Here is a 19,809-nt window from a genome sequence, read left to right as displayed (position 1 = left end):
CCAGGGACGTTGATCAGCGGTCCGTGGCACATTACCAAGGGGACAAAACAGACCGGTGGAGACGTCAATCACGACCCGGGACGGTCTGCGGCTGTGGGCGGAGACGTTCGGCAGCCGCCGCGATCCGGCCGTGCTGCTGGTGATGGGCGGAACGGCGCCCGGCATCGTATGGCCCGACGAACTGTGCCGCCGGCTCGCCGCCCAGGGGTTCTTCGTGGTGCGCTACGACCACCGGGACACCGGCCGCTCGGACAAGTCCCCGGGGGAGTACGACCTGTCGGCCCCCGCGTCGGACGCCGCCGAGGTGATCACCGGGCTGGGGCTGGGCGCGGCGCACGTGGTGGGGCAGTCCTTCGGGGGCATGGTGGCGCAGCTGCTCGCGCTGGAGCGGCGTGAGCTCGTGCGGTCGCTGGTGCTGTTGTCGAGCTCGCCGGACGCCAACGGCGATGTGCGGCGGCCGCCGCGCACGGGGCTGCCCGGTCCGCGCCGGCCGATGCTGGAGCGGGTCGCCCGGCTCACGGAGTCGCCGCCGCGCGGCCCGGAGGAGTCCCTGGCCGCCGCGGTCGACGGCTGGCGGGTGCTGGTGGGGCCCGCGGTGCCGTTCGACCACGCCTACTGGGCGGACCTGGTGCGCCGGGTCGGCGCCCGCGGGTCGGATCCCGACACCTCGGGACGCCATCTGACCGCCCTGGACCGCACGCCCCCGCTGACCGGCCGGCTCCCCGCCCTCGACGTACCGACGCTCGTGGTGCACGGCGAGCAGGACCCGGTGTTCCCGCCGGAGCACGGTGAGGAGCTGCGCCGGGTGATCCCCCGGGCCCGTCTGTGGCGGATGGCGGGTATGGGGCACATCTTCCCTCCACACTGGTCGTCGACGATGTGCGCGCTGATCGTCGACCACCTCCGCCGAAGCCGGTCCGGCCGCTGACCGAAGGAGACCGTGATGCGTCGTCACCCGTCGGCCCCTGCCGCCCCCACGCACGCGGGACCGGGAGCACGGACGGCGGCGCCGGGGGCCGCGGAGGCACGGACGCAGTTCCTGCGCGCGCTGCGCCGTCCGCGTCCGGTGGGCCGTCTCGACGGCACGGCGTCCGCGGACCCGCTGACCACAGCACTTTCCCGGTTCATCGGCACGGGATGAGCGGGTGGATTCCTTGCCCGGAGCACCCGAATCCGTTGAAGAATTAAGAAGAAGAACCGGCCCCAGCCGTGTGACTTTTCGAACAACGTGCATCCGTCGCCGCCCCGTTGGCGTCCTTTATGGTGGCAACCGCACAGCCCGCTGTGCTGTGCACACGCCTACGGGGGAAGGCAAGAAAAGCGTGGCACCGAATGAATTCGGCATTCTCGGAACGCTGACCACAACTGTATCCGGCAAAGAAAAGGTAATAGATTCCGGAAAACTGCGCGTCCTGCTGGCCGCACTGCTGCTGCGGTCCGGTTCCGTCGTCGACAACGACCGTCTCGCCGACTGGCTCTGGGACGAGCGCAAGCCGTCCAACCCGCGCGGGACACTGCACACCTACGTCCGCCGCCTGCGCATGCAGCTCGGCGACACCGACCTGGTGGAGACCGCAGCCGGCGGCTACCGGATCAACGTGGCCGAGGAGGAACTGGACCTGACCCGGTTCCGTTCCCTGATGCGCCGGGCCCGGCGGACCGGGGCACCGGAGGAGCGGGCGCGGCTGCTGGCCGAGGCACTGAACTGCTGGCGCGGCGCCCCGCTCGCGGACGTCCCCTCGGACGCCCTGCGCCGCGACGAGTCACCGGCGCTCGAGGACGAGCGGCTCGGCGCGCTGGAGGCGTACTTCGAGACGGAACTCCAGCTCGGCAGGCACGCCCAGCTGGTCAAGGAACTGCGCACCGCCGCGATGGACAATCCGCTGCGGGAGAACTTCTGGAGCCTGCTGATGCTCGCCCTGTACCGCTCGGGGCGGCAGGCGGAGGCGCTGGACGTCTACCAGCAGGCGCGCCGCGAGCTGGTCGAGCACCTCGGCATCGAGCCCGGCGACCGGCTGCGCACCCTGCACACCGGCATCCTGGAGTCCGACCCGGCCCTCGCCGCCCCGGACGGCGCGCGCCCCGGCACCGAGGGGGCCGTCACCGTCCCGGCGCAACTCCCGCCGCTGTCCCTCGGGTTCGTCGGCCGGGAGGACATCGTCGGGCGGGTCGAGGCACTTCTGCCGCCAGCGCCGGACCGCACCGGAGTGCCCGTGGTGGTGCTCTCCGGGCCGCCCGGCGTCGGCAAGACGGCGCTAGCGGTGTGGCTCGGCAGGCGGGTGCGCGCCGCCTTCCCGGACGGCCAGCTGTACGTCAACCTGCACGGCTACGAGCGGGCCGGGGCGGACGCGCCGATCCCGCCCGACCAGGTGCTCTCACAGTTCCTGCGCAGCCTGGGCGTCCCCGCGAACCGTATCCCCGTCGACCCGGTGGAGCAGGCGAACCTCTACCGGTCCAAGCTGACCGGCAAGAACGTCCTGGTGGTGCTGGACAACGCGGCGGACGTCGACCAGGTGCTCCCGCTCGTCCCGGGGGACGCGGGCTGCTCCGTGCTGATCACCAGCAGGCGGCAGCTGCGGTCCCTCGCGGTGACGCACGGCGCCCAGGTGATCGGCGTGGGCACGCTCGGTCCGCGCGAGTCGGCCGATCTGGTCACCGGCATGATGCGGCAGGCGGGGGTGGCGATCGAACCCGAGGTGGTGCGCGAGGTGACCGCCCTGTGCTCCTACCTGCCGCTCGCGCTGCGGATCGCCGCCGCCAACCTGGCCGGCGCGCCGGGCGGCATGACCGGGGCGTACGTGGACAGTCTGCGCCGCGGCCGCCTCGCCGCCCTGTCCGTCGACGGCGACACCGCCTCCGCCGTGTCCACGGCCATCGCCCTGTCGTACGACGCCATGGCCCCGGACGACCGCGCCCTGTTCCGGCTCACCGGGCTGTTCCCGGGCTTCGACTTCACTCCCGCCGCCGTCTCGGTGCTCGCCGACATCAGCGAGGCGCAGGCGCGGACCGGTCTGAGCCGGCTGGAGACGGCCAGCCTGCTCCAGCAGACCGCCCCGGGCCGCTACCAGTTCCACGACCTGTTGCGGGAGTTCGCCCGGGACCGCGCCGCCGAGGAGCACTCGGCGCGGGAACGGGCAGCGGCGGTGCACCGGCTCGGCCAGTGGTATCTCGCGGGCGCGGGCGCGGCGGCCGACGTGCTGTACTCGGAGTTCGTGCGGCTGGCCGAACCCGCCCGCCCCGACGGCCTGTTCGACGCGCCGAGGTTCGGCGACGAGAGCCACGCGATGGCCTGGCTGCTGGCGGAGCGGCGCAATCTGCTGGCCTGCATCCGGCACTTCGGCACCCATGGCCCGCACCACCTCTCCTGGCATCTGGCGGACGCCCTGCGCGGCTTCTTCTGGACGGGCACCTACCGCACCGAGTGGGACGAGGCGACCCGGGTCGGCCTGACCGCCGCCGAGTCACTGGCCGACGAGCCCGGCATCGCGGCCATGCACCGCAGCCTCGCCAACCTGCACAACACGCTCGGCGACTACGAACGGGCCATCGCCCACCAGGAGAAGAGCCTCGTCCTGCACGGCCGGCTCGGGATGGACGAGGAGGTCGCGGCCATGCTCAACAACATGGGCCTGGCCCACCTCAGCCTGGGCAGGGGCGAGGCCGCCGAGAAGGCGGCACGCAAGGCGCTGGAGGTGGCGCACCGCATCCGGTCGCCGCGGCTGACGGCCACCACACAGGGGCTGCTGGGCTTCATCCACTGGACCCGGGGCGACATGGCGCGGGCCACCGAGTTCCTCACGGCGTCCCTGGACGCCGCCGGCGAGCTCGGACTGCACCACATCAGCAGCTACAGCCTGCGCAACCTGGGCCTGGTGCGGCAGGCCACCGGGGAGCTGTCCGAGGCGCGGTCCTGCTTCACCCGCGCGCTGCGGGCGTCCGAGTCCATCGACTCCTCGTACGACCGGAGCATCTCGCTGTACGGCCTCGCCCTGGTCGACCTCGACCTCGGCAGGCCCGAGACGGCGCTTCGGTCCGCCCGCCGGGCGCTGAGTTCCTTCCAGGAGTGCGGCGACCGCACCTACGAGGTCGAGACGCTGTGTCTGCTGTCCGCCATCAGCGCGGACCTCGACTCGCCCACGGAGGCCGCCGGTTACGCCGACACCGCGCTCGACGCGGCCCGCCAGATCGGGTACGTCGACGGGGAGGCGTACGCGCTCGCCCGCCGCGCCGTCATCGACCGGCTGCTGGACCGGGACGAGGCGGCGGGGCACGCCCTGGCGGCCCGCTCCCTCGCCGAGTCGAGCGCCAACCGCGTCGCCCGCAGCAAGGTGCTGCTGGAACTGGCGCCGCTGTATCTGAGCCTGGACGCCCCGGACGACGCCGAGGAGTGCGCGCGGCTGGCCCTCGCCCTGTCGCAGCCGGCCGCCCAGCGCCTGAACATCGCCCGTGCCGAGCACGTCCTCGGCACGGTCGCGGCGCTCGCCGGCGATCCGGCGGGGGCGCGGGAGCACTGGACCCGGGCCCTGGAGGTGTTCACCGAGACCGGCGCGGGCGAGGCCGACGACGTACGGGTCCGCCTCGGCGCGGTGCCCCTGACGGCCGGGAGGGCCTCATGAACAGCCCCGTCAGCACCGTGACGTCCGCGGCAGCCACAGGACGGCGCGGCATGCGCCCGGTGGTCGTCGCCTCGGTCGGCAACGCGATGGAGTGGTTCGACTGGGGAGCGTTCGTGACCTTCGCGGCGCTGCTCGGGGCGCAGCTCCAGCCGGCCGGCGACGGCGCCGCCAACGTGCTGCGCACGCTGTCGGTGTTCGCCGTCGGGTTCCTCTTCCGGCCGCTGGGCGGGGCGCTGATCGGCGCCTACTGCGACCGCCGGGGCCGCAGCGCCGCACTGCGCCTGTCGCTGCTGATGATGGCGGCCGGCAGCCTTCTGATCGCGCTCATTCCGCCGTACCGGTCCGTCGGCGTGCTGGCGCCCGTGCTGCTGGTGGTGGCCAGGGCCCTGCAGGGGCTGTCCGCGGGCGGTGAGGGCGCGGCGATGAGCACGTACGTCAACGAGATGGCTCCCGCCGGGCGCCGGGGCCTGTACTCCAGCGCCATCTACATCAGCACCACGCTCGGCGCCCTCGCCGCGACCCTGCTGGCGCTGCTGCTGCACTCCACGCTCACTCCCGCGCAGCTGGCCGACTGGGGCTGGCGCGTCCCGTTCGCGCTCGGGGCGCTGCTGGCGCTGTACGGCTGGTACCTGCGCGGCCGGATGGACGAGACGCCCGTCTTCGGCACGGTGCGCGAGCGTCCGCGCAACCCGGCGCTCCAGGTGATGCGCACGCATCCGCGGGCGGCCCTCCGGGTGGTCGCCTTCACGCTGGGCGCGACGGTCGTCTACTACACCTTCGCCTCGTACCTGCCGCTGTACGCGCAACTGCGGTACAAGGTCCCGGCGAACGAGGCGCTGTGGGCCGCCGTCGCCGCACAGGTGGTGTTCATGGGTGCGCTGCCCCTGCTCGGCATGGCGGCCGACCGGTTCGGACGCCGTCCGCTGCTGCTGGTGTTCGGCTTCGGTTTCACCGTGCTGTCACCGCTGCTGCTGGGCCTGCTGTCCGGCTCGGCGGTGCGGCTGTTCGCGGTGATGGCGGCGGCCCTGCTGCTCTTCGGCTGCTATGCGGCGGCGGCACCGGCGGCGACCCTGGAGATGTTCCCGACGGCCATACGCTCCAGCGGTGTCGGCTTCCCGTACGCGGTCACCGTGGCCCTGTTCGGCGGCACGGCCCCCTACCTGAACGAGTACCTCACCACGCACGGCCACGCCGACTGGTACCCCTGGTACGTGGCGGCCCTCTGCCTGACCAGCGCCATCTCCTTCACCCGCTACAAGGAGACCAAACACGTGGACCTGACCGCGGTCACCTCAGCTGCGGGCAGTCGCACCGCTTGAGCGGCACGGGTGGGCGGTGGGGGTACCTCCCGCTCGAGCGAAGTCGAGAGTGGGGGAGGCACTCCGCAAGCGCGGGTGAGCACAGCACCCCCCGCCCGCACCGGACGCGCCCTCACGCCTGCCGCGACGCCAGCTCGATCACCGTGACGTCGGAAGGGGCCCCCACCCGAGTGGGCGGCCCCCACGCACCGGCCCCCCGGCTCACGTACAGCTGTGTGTCCCCGTACCGCTCGAGCCCCGCCAACGTCGGATTCGCACCCTTGGCGATCAGATTCCCGGGCCACAGCTGCCCCCCATGCGTGTGCCCGGACAACTGCAGATCCACCCCATGGTCCACAGCATCATGAATCTGCACGGGCTGATGTGCCAGCAACACACACGCCCGCTCCCGGTCCCGGTCCCCCAGCGCCCGCGCGAAGTCCGGCCCCTGCCCCTCGTCCTCCCCGGCCACGTCGTTGACGCCTGCCAGATCGAAGTGCGGCAGCTCCGTCCGCGCGTTCTCCAGTGGGTTCAGCCCGAGCCGCCGGACCTCCTCGACCCACTGCTCGGCCCCGGAGAAGTACTCGTGGTTGCCGGTGACGAAGAAGGACCCATGACGCGCCTTCAGCTGCGCCAGCGGAGCCGCGGCCGGGCCGAGGTCCTTCACGCTGCCGTCCACCAGATCCCCGACGACCGCGATGAGATCCGGCTGGGTCGAGTTGATCGTGTCGACGACCTTCTGCGCGAAACCGCGCCCCAGCACGGGCCCCAGATGGACGTCGCTCACCACCGCGATCCGGAAACCGTGCGCCGCGCGGGGCAGCTTGGCGAGCGGCACGGTGACCCGCTTCACGCCCGGCCCGCGCAGTACCCCGTACGTCCCGTAGCCGACGGTCCCCACGGCGGCCGCGGCGGCGGCCCCGCCGACGACACGGGAGACGAACAGGCGCCGGGAGGGCCCGGAGGACGGAGCCGGAGCTTCGAAGACACGGGAGCCCGCGCCGGACGCGGCATCCTCGCCGCCCGCTCCGGCGTCCGGCGTGCCGCCGTTGACGGGTCCGGCGCCCTGCCCGGCCGGTATGGGCTGGTGCTTCGCCGGAGCGTTCGCGGTCTGCGCGGTCCCCGCTTCCGCCGTCCTCGCCCGACGCTCCAGGATCCGGCGCAGCACCGGCCGCACGAGCTCTCCCGCGAGCACCGCCAGCAGCAGGTACATGGAGAGCGCCAGCCACAGGAACCCGGGCCAGGCGAGCACCTGCTGGAGCCAGAAGGGAGCCCCTGCGCGCTCGGCGACGAGGGCGCCGACGACCAGCGCCCAGCCGCCCGCGATGGCCACCGCACCCGCGCGGCGCACCGCGCCCGGGCCCCGCGTGGTGTCCCGGAACAGACGCCGCCACACGTACCAGTTGCCCGTCACCAGAACGGCCAGGACCAGCAACGCGATGAGTACGAAGACGATGGCCACGGTGCGGAGTTCCCCTGCTTTCCGTTACGACGTCGTTCGTGACGTCCGGCTCAGTGCGCGCAGCCCGCGCAACCCGATGCCCCCGATGACCGTCCCCCATACGAAGGAGACGACGGCGAGCGTCAGATGAACGAAGAAGTAGGCCGTGGGATTCCCGTCCTCGAACGCGAGTCCGCTTCCGTCCTTGACCAGGTTGTTGACGAAAGTGATCCAGATGATCCAGCTCCACACCCCGAAGGCGAGCAGGAACAAGGAGACGGGGCGGCTGAGCTTCATGCGTCCAGTATCACCGGCCCCTGTCCGGTTCCTTGCCCGGGGTGGGACTTCCTCAGGTGTGGCATGTACGTTTCCGACCGTGCCCGCACCCAAGAACACCGTCCGGCGCTCACTGCTGGTCGCCTCCGCCGTCCTGATGTCCACCGCGCTGACCGCGCCCGCCGCTTCGGCGGCCCCCAAGCCCTCGACGACGCCGTCGGCCACTCCCCCGGCGCAGATGTCGGTCGTCGGCGGTGCCCGGCTCGGCCGGCCGGGGACGCAGGTCAATCTCGCGAGCGGGGTGCCGGTGCTGCCGAAGGACCTCTCGGCCCGGTCCTGGGTCGTCGCCGACGCCGAGTCCGGTGAGGTGCTCGCCGCCCACAACGCTCACTGGCGGCTGGCCCCGGCGAGCACGCTGAAGATGCTGTTCGCCGACACGCTGCTGCCCAAGTGGCCCCGGACGACGAAGCACAAGGTGGAGGTCTCCGACCTGGCCGGGGTCGGGGCCGGGTCCAGCATGGTCGGGATCAAGGAGGAGGAGACCTATACGGTCCACGACCTGTGGCTGGGTGTGTTCCTTCGCTCCGGCAACGACGCGGTGCACGTGCTGTCGGCGATGAACGGCGGTGTGGAGGACACCGTCAAGGAGATGAACGCGCACGCCGAGGAGCTCCAGGCCCTCGACACGCAGGTCGTCAGCCCGGACGGCTACGACGCCGAGGGCCAGGTGTCCTCCGCCTACGACCTGACCCTGATCGCCCGCTCCGGGCTGCAGAAGAAGGACTTCCGCGAGTACTGCTCGACGGTCAGGGCGCAGTTCCCCGGCGAGACGAAGAAGAACAAGAAGGGCAAGAAGGTCCGCAAGTCCTTCGAGATCCAGAACACCAACCGGCTGCTGAGCGGCGACTCCGACGTGCCCGTCTACCAGGGCATAGCAGGCGTGAAGAACGGCAACACCACCAACGCCGGCGCCACCTTCACCGGTGTCGCCGAACGGGACGGCAAGGTGCTGCTCGTCACCGTGATGAACCCGCAGAAGGACGAGTCGAACGAGGTCTACAAGGAGACCGCGCGGCTGTTCGACTGGGGTTTCAAGGCGGCCGGCAAGGTCGAGCCGGTCGGTGAGCTGGTGCCGCCGAAGAGCGCCGAGCAGGCCGGTGCCCGCCCGGGTCCTTCCGCCTCTCCCGGTGAGGCCGGGGGCGCCGGGGCCGGGTCGAAGCCGGTGGCGAGCGCCCCGACGAGCAGCGGCACCGACGGCGTCGGGGTCGCACTGGGCATCACCGGCGGGGTGCTGGTGCTGCTCGCGGGCGGTGCGTTCCTGATCAACCGGCGCTGGCCGCTGCCGGACCTGGTGCGCCGCCGTTCACGTCCGTGACACCGGCCGTCTCGTCCTGCTTGCTCGGCGTGGCCGTCCAGGCGGCGCAGAACAGGACCAGCTTCGAGGTGAAGTTGATCCACAGCAGCAGGGCCACCGGGACGCCGAACGCGCCGTACATGCTTTTCGCGGCCACGCCCTGCATATAGCCGCTGAGCAGCAGCTTCAGCAGTTCGAAGCCGATCGCGCCGGTGAGCGCGGCGACGATCAGCCGGTGCCGGGAGGGTTCCACGCCGGGCAACAGGGTGAGGACGTACAGCAGGAGCAGGAAGTCGGCGCCGACGGCGACGGTGAACGCCGCGATGTGCAGGACGATCCCGCCCCAGCCGCCCTTCTCCAGCCCGATGGCGTCGCTGATCCGGCCGACCAGCGCGGAGGCGACGGTGGAGGCGACGAGGGTGACCAGCAGCGCGCCGCCGAGCCCGACGAGGATGCCCGCGTCCTTGCCCTTGCGCAGGACGGGGTTCTCCTCCTCGTCGGGGAGCTCCCACACCACGCGCAGACAGTCGCGCATGGCTCCGGCCCAGCTGATGCCGGTGAACAGCAGGACGGCGCCGGCGATGAGGCCCACGGTGCCGGCGTTCTGCACCAGATCCTCGACGTTCAACTGGTCGGAGATGCCCGGTACCTGGTCGGTGATCCTGTCCTGGAGGGTGGTCTGCCGGTCCTCGCTGAGGGTGGCGGCGCCGATCGCGGCGGCCACGGTGAGCAGCGGGAACAGGGCGACGAAGCTCCGGAAGGTCATCGCGGCGGCCAGGCGTGTCCAGTGCACGCGGTCCAGACGCTCGTACGACCGCCACGCGTGCGTGAGCATCAGTCGCGCCAGCCACGGCCCTGCACCCGGGAGCTTTTTCAGCCAGTCCATGAGCCGACTCTGCCCGCATCGCGGAAGACCAATGTCCTGGTGCCCCAGAACCGGACACCGGTGGCCAGCGCCATGCCGACGACCGCCCCGGAGACGGTGTCCGCGCGTTGCGAGGTGAGGCCGAGCCCGTAGTGGCTGACGGCCAGGCAGAGCAGTTGTACGGCGGCGCCGGCGAGGTTGACGGCGAAGAACACGGCGTAGGGGCGGGCCCCCCGCACGCGCGTGTCGCGGTAGGTGCCGTGCGCGTTGCCGGCGTAGGCGACCGTGCAGCCGGCGAGGAAGGAGAGTGCCTTGGCGGTGAGCGGGCCGAGTCCGGCGGGGCCGCGCAGATACGTGAAGAGGGCGAGGTCCACGGCGTAGGCGAGCAGACCGGCGGCGGCGAAGCCGAGGAGTTCCCTCCGGTGCCGGAGCAGACGGTGTCTCACCAGTCCGCCACCGCCAGGGCGTACATCGCCGTCCACACCACGCCGATGAGGGCGAGCGCCCGGTCGCCCAGCACCACGTCCTCGGGTTCGCCGGCGGTGCCGCGGTCGGCGAAGACGGCGTAGCGCAGGACGGCGAGGACGAAGGCCACCACGGACAGCTGCCGCCAGGGCAGCACGCTGGTGTGCGGGACGCCGCCCTCCTCGAGGGCCCACAGGCAGTAGCCGAGGACGGCCACGCCGGCGGCGAGCTGCCAGACGAAGCGGAGGTAGCCGGTGGTGTACTCGGTGAGGAGCGCGCGCGTGGCGCCCTTCGTGCCGGCCAGCTGCACGGCCTCGGAGTAGCGCTTGGCGGCCACCATGAACAGCGCGCCGAACCCGGTGGTGATCAGGAACCAGCGCGACAGCGGGATGCCGAGGGCCAGTCCGCCGATCACCGCGCGCATCACGAAGCCGGTGGTGACGACGACGAGGTCCACGACGAGGACGTGCTTGAGGCTGAGGCAGTAGGCCAGCTGCATGCCGAGGTAGGCGGTCAGCAGCGCGGCGACCTCCGGGGGGCACAGCCGGGCCGCGACGACCGGGGCGAGGACACCGAGGAGGATCCCGGTGGCGTAGGCGACCGGTACGGGGACCTGGCCGGCGGCGACCGGGCGGCGGCACTTGGTGGGGTGGGCGCGGTCGGCCTCGGCGTCGCGCGCGTCGTTGACCAGGTAGACGGCGGCGGCGCAGGCGGTGAACAGGACGAAGACCAGGGCGAGTCGGGCCAGGGCGCGGGTGGAGAACAGTTCACCCGCGGCGGCCGGGGCGGCGATCACCAGGACGTTCTTCACCCACTGCTTGGGCCGCGCGGTCCTGAGCAGGCCCCCGAGGAGGCCGCGCCTGCCGGACGGTGTGCTCTGGCGCCGGTCGGAACGCTCGCGCAGGAGGGTCACGCGGAGCCTCCGGTCATCCAGCGGGCCCCGAGCCGGGCCGTCAGCGCGCCGAGGGCGGCGCCCGCCGCCACGTCCGAGGGGTAGTGGACGCCGGCCACCAGGCGGGACACGCACACGGCGGCGGCCAGCGGTGGCACCGCGCGGGCGCCCAGCGCGCCGAACGCGACGGCGGCGGCCGCGGCGGAGGAGGCGTGCGAACTGGGGAAGGAGTGCCGGCCGGCCGTGCGCACCAACGGCTCGACGTGGGCGGGGCGGGGGCGGCGCACGACGCGTTTCACTCCCATGCTGACGGCGTGGGCGCCCGCGGTGAGGGCGGTGCCGCGCAGCCAGGCGGCGCGCCGAGGGCGGTCCACGACGGCACCGGCGAGGCCCGCCGCGAGCCACAGCGCCCCGTGCTCCCCCGCCCAGGACAGGGAGCGCGCGGCGCCGGCCACCCGCGGGTCCGTGCCGCACGCTCTGAGCGCGGCGACGATCCGGTGGTCCAGGCCGTGGAGGCCCCGGGGGTGCGGAAGGTCGTGGTGGTCGTCCATGTGGACCCACTGTTCACCCCCGGCGGGCCGTATTTCCGTCACTATTGGGCGACATCCCATTAATCACCCGTTTCGGGGACGGGAGTGACGTTTCAAATCCAATGAGTCACATAAGGGCGATACGGTCGCCGTCATGTCTGCCGACACCGTTTCCGTCACGGGGTGGGGCCGCACCGCTCCCACCGCGGCCCGGCTGATCCGCCCGCGGACGTACGAGGAGGCCGCCCTGGCCGTCCGGGAGTGCGGCGCCCGCGGCGGGATCGCACGGGGCCTGGGACGGGCGTACGGGGACGCGGCGCAGAACGCGGGCGGCGCGGTGCTCGACATGACGGGCCTGGACCGGATCCACGCGGTCGACGCCGACGGCGGCACCGTGCTGTGCGACGCGGGTGTCTCCCTGCACCGGCTGATGGAGGTGCTGCTGCCGCTCGGCTGGTTCGTGCCCGTGACCCCGGGGACCCGCTATGTGACGGTCGGCGGGGCGATCGGCGCCGACATCCACGGCAAGAACCACCACGTCTCCGGCTCCTTCTCCCGCCATGTGCTCTCCTTCGAACTGCTCACCGCGGACGGGCAGGTGGCCACGGTCGTGCCGGGCACACCGCTGTTCGAGGCGACCGCGGGCGGCATGGGTCTGACCGGGGTGATCCTCACCGCGACGATCCGGCTGCAGCCGGTCGAGACCTCCCTGATGTCGGTCGACACCGAACGCGCCGACGACCTCGACGACCTGATGGCCCGTCTCGCCGACACCGACCACCGCTACCGCTACTCGGTCGCCTGGATCGATCTGCTGGCCCGGGGCCGGGCCACCGGCCGCGCGGTGCTCACGCGCGGCGACCACGCGCCCCTGGACGCGCTGCCCCGCGGCTCCCGCGCGCGCCGGGAGCCGCTGTCCTTCCGCACCTCCCGCCTCCCGGCGGCCCCCTCCTTCGTCCCCGAGGGTCTGCTCAGCCGGACCACCGTGGGGCTCTTCAACGAGCTCTGGTACCGCAAGGCGCCCCGCGCCCGGACCGGGCAGCTCCAGCGGATCCCCGCCTTCTTCCACCCCCTGGACGGCGTGCCGCACTGGAACCGGGTCTACGGGCGGGGCGGATTCGTGCAGTACCAGTTCGTCGTCGGGCACGGCCGGGAGGACTCCCTGCGCCGGATCGTGCGCCGGATCTCCGAGCGTCGCTGCCCGTCCTTCCTCGCCGTCCTCAAGCGCTTCGGCGAGGCCGACCCGGGCTGGCTGTCCTTCCCGGTACCCGGCTGGACCCTGGCCCTGGACGTACCGGCGTCGCTGCCCGGCCTCGGCGGCTTCCTCGACGAGCTCGACGAGGAGGTGGCCGGCGCGGGCGGGCGTGTCTACCTCGCCAAGGACTCCCGGCTGCGCCCGGAGCTGCTGGCGTCCATGTACCCCCGCCTGGACGACTTCCGCGCGCTGCGCGCCGAACTGGACCCGCGCGGGGTGTTCACCTCCGACCTGTCCCGCCGCCTCCATCTCCAGGCACCCCTCTAGGAGCTGTCGTGAAGGACGCCTTCGGCCTCCCCCAGTCCCTGCTCGTCCTCGGCGGTACGTCCGAGATCGCGCTGGCCACCGCGCGGCGGCTGATCGCCCGCCGCACCCGCACGGTGTGGCTGGCCGGCCGGCCCTCCCCCGGCCTGGACGAGGCCGCCGAGCAGCTGCGGGGCCTCGGCGCCGTGGTGCGCACGGTCGCCTTCGACGCGCTCGATCCCGCCGCCCACGAGGACGCGCTCGGCAAGGTGTTCGCCGAGGGCGACGTCGACATGGTGCTGCTCGCCTTCGGCACCCTGGGCGACCAGGCGCACGACGAGCGGGACCCGGGGGCCGCGGTACGGGTCGCGCAGACCAACTACACCGGCGCCGTCTCGGCGGGCCTGGTGTGCGCGAGTGCGCTCCAGGCGCAGGGGCACGGCTCGCTGGTGGTGCTGTCGTCGGTCGCGGGCGAGCGGGCCCGCCGCGCGAACTTCATCTACGGTTCCAGCAAGGCCGGCCTGGACGCCTTCGCCCAGGGCCTCGGCGACGCGCTGTACGGCACGGGCGTGCACGTCATGGTCGTACGCCCCGGGTTCGTGCGGACGCGGATGACGGCGGGGCTGCCTCAGGCGCCGCTGGCCACCACGCCGGAGGCGGTCGCGGCGGCCGTGGAGCTGGGGCTGCGGCGCCGCGCGGAGACGGTGTGGGTGCCGGGGGCGCTGCGGGTGGTGATGTCGGCGCTGCGGCATCTGCCGCGCGGGCTGTTCCGGCGGCTGCCGGTCTGAGACGCGGCCAAGCGGTCAGCGCGCGGAGACCGATCCCCGGTCCACGCTCCCGCCCTGCGGGGGCACCACCACGGAGCCGAACGGGAACTCGCGCAGCTTGCGCCACACCCCGTCGGCGCCCTGCTCGTAGAGGGCGAAGCCGGTGCAGGCCCACTGCGCCTCGTAGTCCGCGAGGTCCTCGTAGGCGCGGTCCATGGCGGCCTCGTCGATCCCGTGCGCCACGGTGACGTGCGGGTGGTACGGGAACTGCAGCTCGCGGGCGACGGGCCCGGAGGCGTCACGGACCTGCTTCTGCAGCCAGGTGCACGCCGCGCCGCCCTCGACGACCTGGACGTACACCACCGGCGTCAGCGGCCGGAAGGTGCCGGTGCCGGACAGCCGCATGGGAAACGGGCGGGCGGCCGCGGCGACCTCGCTCAGATGCGCCTCGACGGCCGCCAGGTCGGTGTCGCCGATCTCGGTGGGCGGCAGCAGGGTGACGTGCGTGGGGATGCCGTGAGCCGCGGCGTCGCCGAAGCCCGCGCGCAGCTGCTGAAGCCGGCTGCCGTAAGGCTCCGGGACCGCGATCGACACGCCGATCGTTACGGTCCCCACGTCGTCTCCTGTCGTAGTGGTGGTGAAGCGCGGTGGTGAAGCTGCGGTGGGCGCCGGGTGACCGTCGCGACGGTCACCCGGTTATCGACTGTACGGCCACGGCACGGATGCGGGCAGGCGCAACCGGAGTGATGTGCGGCGCTGCGGGGTGGTACGGATCGCCCCCGCCATCCGGTTCAGCGCCGGTTCAGTGCTTGGCGGGCAGGAAACCCACGCGTTCGTACGCCTGCGCGAGGGTCTCCGCGGCGACGGCGCGCGCCTTCTCCGCGCCCTTGGCCAGGATCGAGTCGAGCGTCTCGGGGTCGTCCAGGTACTGCTGGGTGCGCTCCTTGAACGGGGTGACGAAGTCGACCATGGCCTCGGCGAGGTCCGTCTTGAGCGCACCGTAGCCCTTGCCGGCGTACTTCTCCTCCAGTTCGGGGATCTCCGTCCCGGTGAGGGTGGAGTAGATCGTGAGGAGGTTGCTCACCCCGGGCTTCTCCGCGACGTCGTAGCGGATCACCGTGTCGGTGTCGGTGACGGCGCTCTTCACCTTCTTGGCGGTGGCCTTCGGCTCGTCGAGGAGGTTGATGAGTCCCTTCGGCGTGGACGCCGACTTGCTCATCTTGACCGACGGGTCCTGCAGGTCGTAGATCTTCGCCGTCTCCTTGAGGATGTACGGCTTCGGGACGGTGAAGGTCGCACCGAACCGGCCGTTGAAACGCTCGGCGAGGTCGCGGGTGAGCTCGATGTGCTGGCGCTGGTCCTCGCCCACCGGCACCTCGTTGGCCTGGTAGAGCAGGATGTCCGCGACCTGCAGGATCGGGTAGGTGAACAGTCCGACGGAGGCCCGGTCGGCGCCCTGCTTGGCGGACTTGTCCTTGAACTGGGTCATGCGGGAGGCCTCGCCGAAGCCGGTGAGGCAGTTCATGATCCAGGCGAGCTGGGCGTGCTCGGGCACATGGCTCTGGACGAAGAGCGTGCAGCGGTCCGGGTCCAGTCCGGCGGCCAGCAGCTGGGCGGCGGCGAGCCGGGTGTTGGCGCGCAGCTCCTGCGGGTCCTGCGGAAGCGTGATCGCGTGCAGGTCGACGACCATGTAGAACGCGTCGTGGGTCTCCTGCAGGGCCACCCACTGACGGACGGCGCCGAGGTAGTTGCCGAGGTGGAACGAGCCTGCGGTGGGCTGGATTCCGGAGAGCACGCGAGGTCGGTCAGTCGCCATGCTCACCATTCTCTCAGGTCCCGCCGGCCGGTCGGGAACCGACCGGAAACAGGTGGGAACCGATCCGTGCCCGGCGGTGTAACAAAGGTGTGAGGACGCGGGAGGGGGGCCGCATCGTCGATGAGGCCGCGGTGATCGCACGCGTACGCGCCGGGGAGCCGGAGGCGTACGCGGAGCTGGTGCGGGCTCATACGGGCATCGCGCTCAGGGCGGCCACCGCGCTCGGGGCCGGTGCGGACGCGGAGGACGTGGTGCAGCAGGCCTTCGTGAAGGCGTACTGCGCGCTGGGCCGGTTCCGGGACGGCATGGCGTTCCGGCCGTGGCTGCTGTCGATCGTGGCCAATGAGACGAGGAACACAGTGCGCGCCGCGGTGCGGCGGAACACCCTCGCCGGCCGTGAGGCGGCGTTCGTGGAGGCGGTGCCGGTGATACCGGAGTCGGCCGACCCGGCGGTGGCGACGCTGGAGACCGAGCGCCGCGGAGCCCTGGTGTCCGCCCTGGAGAAGCTGAGCGAGGAGCACCGGCTGGTCGTCACCTACCGCTATCTGCTGGAGATGGACGAGCGGGAGACCGCCCAGGCCCTGGGCTGGCCCCGGGGGACGGTGAAGTCCCGTCTGAACCGCGCCCTGCGCAAGCTGGAGCGCCTGCTGCCGGACTTCCGGCCCCGGGAAGGGGGTGAGCGGCGTGAGTGAGCGGTACGACGGCGACGCCGAGCGGCTGCGGGAGGAGCTGCGGGCCCTCGGCCGGTCCCTGGACGGGCCGGCTGGAGCCGCGGGGTCCGAGTCGATGGTCGAGCGGGTGCTGGGGCAGATACTCGCCGAGGAGCTGCCGGTGCCCTCCGCCGGGCCGGCGGGCGCCCGGGTCCGGCTGCGGCCGGTGCGCCGCTGGACGCGGGCGCGGTGGCGGTCGCTGGTGGCGGCGCTGTGCGGGCTGCTGACGGTACTGGCGCTGACCCCTGAGGTGCGGGCGGCGGTGACCGACTGGTTCGGCTTCGGCGGCGTCGAGGTGCGGTACGACCCGTCGGCGGTGCCCTCGCCGGGCGCGCGGGTGCCGGGCTGCGGGCGGTCGCTGTCGCTCGGCGAGGCGGAGCGGCGGGCCGGGTTCGCGCCGCTCGTGCCCGAGGCGCTGGGCGCTCCGGACGCGGTGACGGTGAGCGGGCTGCCGCGGGGGCGGTTCCTGGTGAGCCTGTGCTGGCGGGAGCGGGCGCGGACGATCCGGCTCGACGCGTTCCCGGGCCGCCTGGACATCGCCTTCACCAAGAGCGTGCGCGAGCAGCCGGAGTGGCTGTCGCTCGGCGGGGAGGACACGGAGGCCGGGGGCTCGGAGCCGGTCCTGTGGTTCGCGCGGCCGCATGTACTGAGCTTCTGGATGGTCGACACGGACGGTCACCGGTTCACCCGGGCGGAGCGCACGGCGGGGCCGACGCTGCTGTGGGGCCACAGGGGTGCGGCCGACGGTGAGGGGGCGGCGGGGGACGGTGTGACGCTGCGGCTGGAGGGGGTGGCGTCGAAGGCACGGGCGCTGGAGATCGCGGGATCGGTCGAGCAGTCGCCCCGATAACAGTCGCCCCGATAACAGGGGGGCCCCGGTAGCCGGACATCCCGGCCGCGGAATCCGTCGTGGCCGGGTGGGAACCCCGGCGGGTCGGGCGGTGTACCAGAAGTGACAGGCGGCTCGAGGGCGGGCCGCACGGGGATCGACCGGCCGAGTGGGGGTCCGGATGCGTGGCTGGAAGGGCAGGGTTCGACGACTGACGGCGGGGGTGGGCGCGTTGGCGGCCGCGCTGGCCCTGACGATGTGGGGCGCGTCGCCGGCCTTCGCCGGGGGGCCGACGAGCGTGCTGGTGGTGTCGCCGGAGAGCGAGGAGACCGCCTCGCTGTACTACGCCGACAAGGAGTACGCCGTGCTGGAGCGACTGCTCGGCCCGGTCGGTGAGGGCACCCGTGAGCGGCCGCCGGAGGCGGTCTCGGCCTCGGCCCGGATGATCAATGTGACATGGCTGGTGCACGACGTGACGCCGTGGCGCGTGGACCGGGTCTTCCTGGGGGAAATGGGCCAGGACGTGTGGATACACACGGCGTCGCAGTTCCATGAGTCGCCGAACGGGCTCTGGCACCGCGCCGAACACGCGTCGGACGTGCACAAGTTCCTGTTCGAGCTGGGCGTGATGGGCGAGACGACGGGCTCGCCGGCGAGCTCCGGGATCTACCCGGCACCGTGGGAGACGGAACCGTCGGCGACGGAGGCGGACCAGGAGGCGGCTGCGGCGGCGCCCGAGACCCGCGCCGCGGCGGCGACGGGCGGCGGCGCCGACTGGTGGTGGGCGATACCGGGCCTGGTGGCCGGAGCGGCGGCGGCTCTGGTACTGCGCCGGTATGCGACGCGGTGGCCGCGCCTCGGCCGGCGGAAGGACGACCCGGGACCGAGGCAGGAGCTGCTGGACGCCTGAGGACGGCGCGCGGCGGCCCGGTGGGTGACCGGACCGCCGTGGGCCGCGTGCGGAAGAGGCGCTCAGCCGAGGTCGATCTCCGGGTAGAGCGGGAAGCCGGCGACCAGGTCGGTGGCTCGGCGGGAGATCTCGTCGGCGACCTTGGCGTCGAGGACGTGGGCCGCCTTGGAGGGAGCCCCGGACTTGGTGGTGCCGGGCTCCGTGGTGGTGAGCACGCGGTCGATGAGGCCGGCGACCTCGTCCATCTCGGCGGTGCCCAGGCCGCGCGTGGTCAGCGCGGGAGTACCGATGCGGATGCCGGAGGTGTACCAGGCGCCGTTGGGGTCGGCGGGGATGGCGTTGCGGTTGGTGACGATGCCCGAGTCGAGCAGGGCGGCCTCGGCCTGGCGGCCGGTGAGGCCGTAGGAGGTGGCGACGTCGATCAGGTTGAGGTGGTTGTCGGTGCCGCCGGTGACCAGGGTGGCACCGCGGCGCATCAGGCCCTCGGCGAGGGCGCGGGAGTTGTCGACGATGCGCTGGGCGTAGTCCTGGAAGGCGGGCTGCCGGGCCTCGGCGAGGGCGACGGCCTTGGCGGCCATGACATGCGGCAGCGGACCGCCGAGGACCATCGGGCAGCCGCGGTCGACCTGGTCCTTCAGGGAGTCGTCGCACAGCACCATGCCGCCGCGCGGGCCGCGCAGCGACTTGTGGGTGGTGGTGGTGACGATCTGCGCGTGCGGCACCGGGTCGAAGTCGCCGGTGAGGACCTTGCCGGCGACGAGACCGGCGAAGTGCGCCATGTCGACCATCAGCGTGGCGCCGACCTCGTCGGCGATCTCGCGCATGATCCGGAAGTTCACCAGACGGGGGTAGGCGGAGTAGCCGGCGACGATGATCAGCGGCTTGAACTCGCGGGCGGAGACGCGCAGGGCCTCGTAGTCGATCAGGCCGGTGGCCGGGTCGGTGCCGTAGGAGCGCTGGTCGAACATCTTGCCGGAGATGTTCGGGCGGAAGCCGTGGGTGAGGTGGCCGCCGGCGTCCAGGGACATGCCGAGCATGCGCTGGTTGCCGAAGGCGCGGCGCAGTTCCGCCCAGTCGGCGTCGGAGAGCTCGTTGACCTGGCGGACTCCGGCCTTCTCCAGGGCGGGCAGCTCGACCCGCTGGGCGAGGACGGACCAGAAGGCGACGAGGTTGGCGTCGATGCCGGAGTGCGGCTGGACGTAGGCGTGGCGGGCGCCGAAGAGCTCCTTGGCGTGCTCGGCGGCGAGCGACTCGACGGTGTCGACGTTGCGGCAGCCGGCGTAGAAGCGGCGGCCGATGGTGCCCTCGGCGTACTTGTCGCTGAACCAGTTGCCCATCGCGAGGAGGGTGGCCGGGGAGGCGTAGTTCTCGGAGGCGATCAGCTTGAGCATCTCGCGCTGGTCGGCGACCTCCTGGCCGATGGCGTCGGCGACGCGCGGCTCGACGGCGCGGATCACGTCGAGGGCGGAGCGGAAGGCTGTGGAAGCGGTGGAGAGGGGCTCGGCAGACATGAGGGACCTCCGGACGTGGCGTTCAGCGTTC

19 protein-coding genes are annotated in these 19,809 nt (G+C 72.6%); 10 read left to right on the top strand and 9 right to left on the bottom strand.

Annotation, left to right across the window (positions count from 1 at the left end):
• The first annotated feature begins 55 nt into the window (after positions 1 to 55).
• The 4 genes from ACZ44S_RS34545 (at position 56) to ACZ44S_RS34530 (ending at position 5,935) form a co-directional block, all read left to right on the top strand.
• The gene (locus tag ACZ44S_RS34545; protein ID WP_466936520.1) at positions 56 to 928 is read left to right on the top strand and encodes an alpha/beta fold hydrolase; all 873 of its coding nucleotides are present in this window, start codon (positions 56 to 58) and stop codon (positions 926 to 928) included.
• Positions 929 to 943: 15 nt separating this feature from the next.
• A complete protein-coding gene (locus ACZ44S_RS34540; RefSeq protein WP_466936518.1) occupies positions 944 to 1,141 on the top strand; it encodes a hypothetical protein in 198 nt (65 codons plus the stop codon).
• A gap of 181 nt (positions 1,142 to 1,322) precedes the next feature.
• On the top strand, positions 1,323 to 4,616 hold the full coding sequence (locus ACZ44S_RS34535) for an AfsR/SARP family transcriptional regulator (protein ID WP_466936515.1): 3,294 nt from the start codon (positions 1,323 to 1,325) through the stop codon (positions 4,614 to 4,616).
• Entirely contained in the window at positions 4,613 to 5,935 is a 1,323-nt protein-coding gene (locus tag ACZ44S_RS34530) for an MFS transporter (RefSeq protein WP_466936512.1), read from the top strand. The genes ACZ44S_RS34535 and ACZ44S_RS34530 overlap by 4 nt, the downstream gene beginning before the upstream one ends.
• A 112-nt stretch (positions 5,936 to 6,047) precedes the next feature.
• On the opposite strand, the gene ACZ44S_RS34525 is transcribed toward ACZ44S_RS34530, so the two are convergent.
• Positions 6,048 to 7,376 carry a metallophosphoesterase gene (locus ACZ44S_RS34525; RefSeq protein WP_466936509.1) on the bottom strand — a complete coding sequence of 443 codons (1,329 nt, stop codon included), beginning with the start codon at positions 7,374 to 7,376 and terminating at the stop codon, positions 6,048 to 6,050.
• A 24-nt stretch (positions 7,377 to 7,400) separates the two neighbouring features.
• Positions 7,401 to 7,652 carry an SCO4848 family membrane protein gene (locus ACZ44S_RS34520; protein WP_190161219.1) on the bottom strand — a complete coding sequence of 84 codons (252 nt, stop codon included), beginning with the start codon at positions 7,650 to 7,652 and terminating at the stop codon, positions 7,401 to 7,403.
• Positions 7,653 to 7,731: 79 nt separating this feature from the next.
• Here ACZ44S_RS34520 and ACZ44S_RS34515 point away from each other — a divergent pair, with 79 nt between their 5' ends.
• Complete coding sequence (locus tag ACZ44S_RS34515; protein WP_466936506.1) at positions 7,732 to 9,006, top strand: D-alanyl-D-alanine carboxypeptidase family protein; 1,275 nt, start codon at positions 7,732 to 7,734, stop codon at positions 9,004 to 9,006.
• Here the strand turns inward: ACZ44S_RS34515 and ACZ44S_RS34510 are convergent.
• Genes ACZ44S_RS34510 through ACZ44S_RS34495 form a run of 4 tightly spaced genes read right to left on the bottom strand, consistent with a single transcriptional unit; the run spans position 8,954 to position 11,758 of the window.
• Positions 8,954 to 9,871, bottom strand: coding sequence for a YihY/virulence factor BrkB family protein (locus tag ACZ44S_RS34510; RefSeq protein ID WP_466936503.1), 918 nt, complete (start codon positions 9,869 to 9,871; stop codon positions 8,954 to 8,956). The genes ACZ44S_RS34515 and ACZ44S_RS34510 overlap by 53 nt on opposite strands.
• Entirely contained in the window at positions 9,859 to 10,296 is a 438-nt protein-coding gene (locus tag ACZ44S_RS34505; protein ID WP_466936500.1) for a GtrA family protein, read from the bottom strand. Before ACZ44S_RS34505 ends, ACZ44S_RS34510 begins: the two co-directional genes overlap by 13 nt.
• Positions 10,293 to 11,228, bottom strand: a complete 936-nt coding sequence (locus ACZ44S_RS34500) for a decaprenyl-phosphate phosphoribosyltransferase (protein ID WP_466936497.1) — start codon at positions 11,226 to 11,228, stop codon at positions 10,293 to 10,295. Before ACZ44S_RS34500 ends, ACZ44S_RS34505 begins: the two co-directional genes overlap by 4 nt.
• The gene (locus tag ACZ44S_RS34495) at positions 11,225 to 11,758 is read right to left on the bottom strand and encodes a phosphatase PAP2 family protein (protein ID WP_466936493.1); all 534 of its coding nucleotides are present in this window, start codon (positions 11,756 to 11,758) and stop codon (positions 11,225 to 11,227) included. Before ACZ44S_RS34495 ends, ACZ44S_RS34500 begins: the two co-directional genes overlap by 4 nt.
• Before the next feature lie 133 nt (positions 11,759 to 11,891).
• Here ACZ44S_RS34495 and ACZ44S_RS34490 point away from each other — a divergent pair, with 133 nt between their 5' ends.
• Together ACZ44S_RS34490 and ACZ44S_RS34485 are read left to right on the top strand one after the other, a co-directional pair.
• A complete protein-coding gene (locus tag ACZ44S_RS34490; RefSeq protein ID WP_466936490.1) occupies positions 11,892 to 13,259 on the top strand; it encodes an FAD-binding protein in 1,368 nt (455 codons plus the stop codon).
• A gap of 8 nt (positions 13,260 to 13,267) precedes the next feature.
• Positions 13,268 to 14,023: a decaprenylphospho-beta-D-erythro-pentofuranosid-2-ulose 2-reductase gene (locus ACZ44S_RS34485; RefSeq protein ID WP_466936487.1), complete on the top strand. Its 756-nt coding sequence runs from the start codon at positions 13,268 to 13,270 to the stop codon at positions 14,021 to 14,023.
• A 15-nt stretch (positions 14,024 to 14,038) separates the two neighbouring features.
• Here ACZ44S_RS34485 and ACZ44S_RS34480 read toward each other — a convergent pair whose 3' ends face one another.
• Both ACZ44S_RS34480 and trpS read right to left on the bottom strand, forming a co-directional pair.
• The gene (locus tag ACZ44S_RS34480) at positions 14,039 to 14,617 is read right to left on the bottom strand and encodes a 2'-5' RNA ligase family protein (RefSeq protein ID WP_466936484.1); all 579 of its coding nucleotides are present in this window, start codon (positions 14,615 to 14,617) and stop codon (positions 14,039 to 14,041) included.
• A gap of 187 nt (positions 14,618 to 14,804) precedes the next feature.
• On the bottom strand, positions 14,805 to 15,818 hold the full coding sequence (gene trpS / locus ACZ44S_RS34475; protein ID WP_466936481.1) for a tryptophan--tRNA ligase: 1,014 nt from the start codon (positions 15,816 to 15,818) through the stop codon (positions 14,805 to 14,807).
• 131 nt (positions 15,819 to 15,949) lie between these two features.
• On the opposite strand from trpS, the gene ACZ44S_RS34470 reads away from it, so the two are divergent.
• From ACZ44S_RS34470 to ACZ44S_RS34460, 3 genes are all read left to right on the top strand, one after another.
• Positions 15,950 to 16,510 (top strand): RNA polymerase sigma factor, encoded by a 561-nt coding sequence (locus ACZ44S_RS34470; RefSeq protein WP_466936478.1) that lies wholly within the window; start codon positions 15,950 to 15,952, stop codon positions 16,508 to 16,510.
• Positions 16,503 to 17,378 carry a hypothetical protein gene (locus ACZ44S_RS34465; RefSeq protein WP_466936475.1) on the top strand — a complete coding sequence of 292 codons (876 nt, stop codon included), beginning with the start codon at positions 16,503 to 16,505 and terminating at the stop codon, positions 17,376 to 17,378. The genes ACZ44S_RS34470 and ACZ44S_RS34465 overlap by 8 nt, the downstream gene beginning before the upstream one ends.
• A 160-nt stretch (positions 17,379 to 17,538) precedes the next feature.
• Positions 17,539 to 18,267 (top strand): hypothetical protein, encoded by a 729-nt coding sequence (locus tag ACZ44S_RS34460; protein WP_466936472.1) that lies wholly within the window; start codon positions 17,539 to 17,541, stop codon positions 18,265 to 18,267.
• Between the two features lie 62 nt (positions 18,268 to 18,329).
• Here ACZ44S_RS34460 and ACZ44S_RS34455 read toward each other — a convergent pair whose 3' ends face one another.
• Complete coding sequence (locus ACZ44S_RS34455) at positions 18,330 to 19,778, bottom strand: glycine hydroxymethyltransferase (RefSeq protein ID WP_466936469.1); 1,449 nt, start codon at positions 19,776 to 19,778, stop codon at positions 18,330 to 18,332.
• Between the last annotated feature and the right edge of the window lie 31 nt (positions 19,779 to 19,809).

Source organism: Streptomyces malachitofuscus, from assembly GCF_055571035.1.
This window is presented reverse-complemented; position numbering and strand designations above follow the sequence as displayed.

Coding starts and splice junctions, on each gene's coding strand:
- ACZ44S_RS34495 (WP_466936493.1), bottom strand. CDS start 11,758: ATGGACGACCACCACGACCTTCCGCACCCCCGGGGCCTCCACGGCCTG.
- ACZ44S_RS34490 (WP_466936490.1), top strand. CDS start 11,892: ATGTCTGCCGACACCGTTTCCGTCACGGGGTGGGGCCGCACCGCTCCC.
- ACZ44S_RS34455 (WP_466936469.1), bottom strand. CDS start 19,778: ATGTCTGCCGAGCCCCTCTCCACCGCTTCCACAGCCTTCCGCTCCGCC.
- ACZ44S_RS34530 (WP_466936512.1), top strand. CDS start 4,613: ATGAACAGCCCCGTCAGCACCGTGACGTCCGCGGCAGCCACAGGACGG.
- ACZ44S_RS34510 (WP_466936503.1), bottom strand. CDS start 9,871: ATGGACTGGCTGAAAAAGCTCCCGGGTGCAGGGCCGTGGCTGGCGCGA.
- ACZ44S_RS34540 (WP_466936518.1), top strand. CDS start 944: ATGCGTCGTCACCCGTCGGCCCCTGCCGCCCCCACGCACGCGGGACCG.
- ACZ44S_RS34460 (WP_466936472.1), top strand. CDS start 17,539: ATGCGTGGCTGGAAGGGCAGGGTTCGACGACTGACGGCGGGGGTGGGC.
- ACZ44S_RS34520 (WP_190161219.1), bottom strand. CDS start 7,652: ATGAAGCTCAGCCGCCCCGTCTCCTTGTTCCTGCTCGCCTTCGGGGTG.
- trpS (WP_466936481.1), bottom strand. CDS start 15,818: ATGGCGACTGACCGACCTCGCGTGCTCTCCGGAATCCAGCCCACCGCA.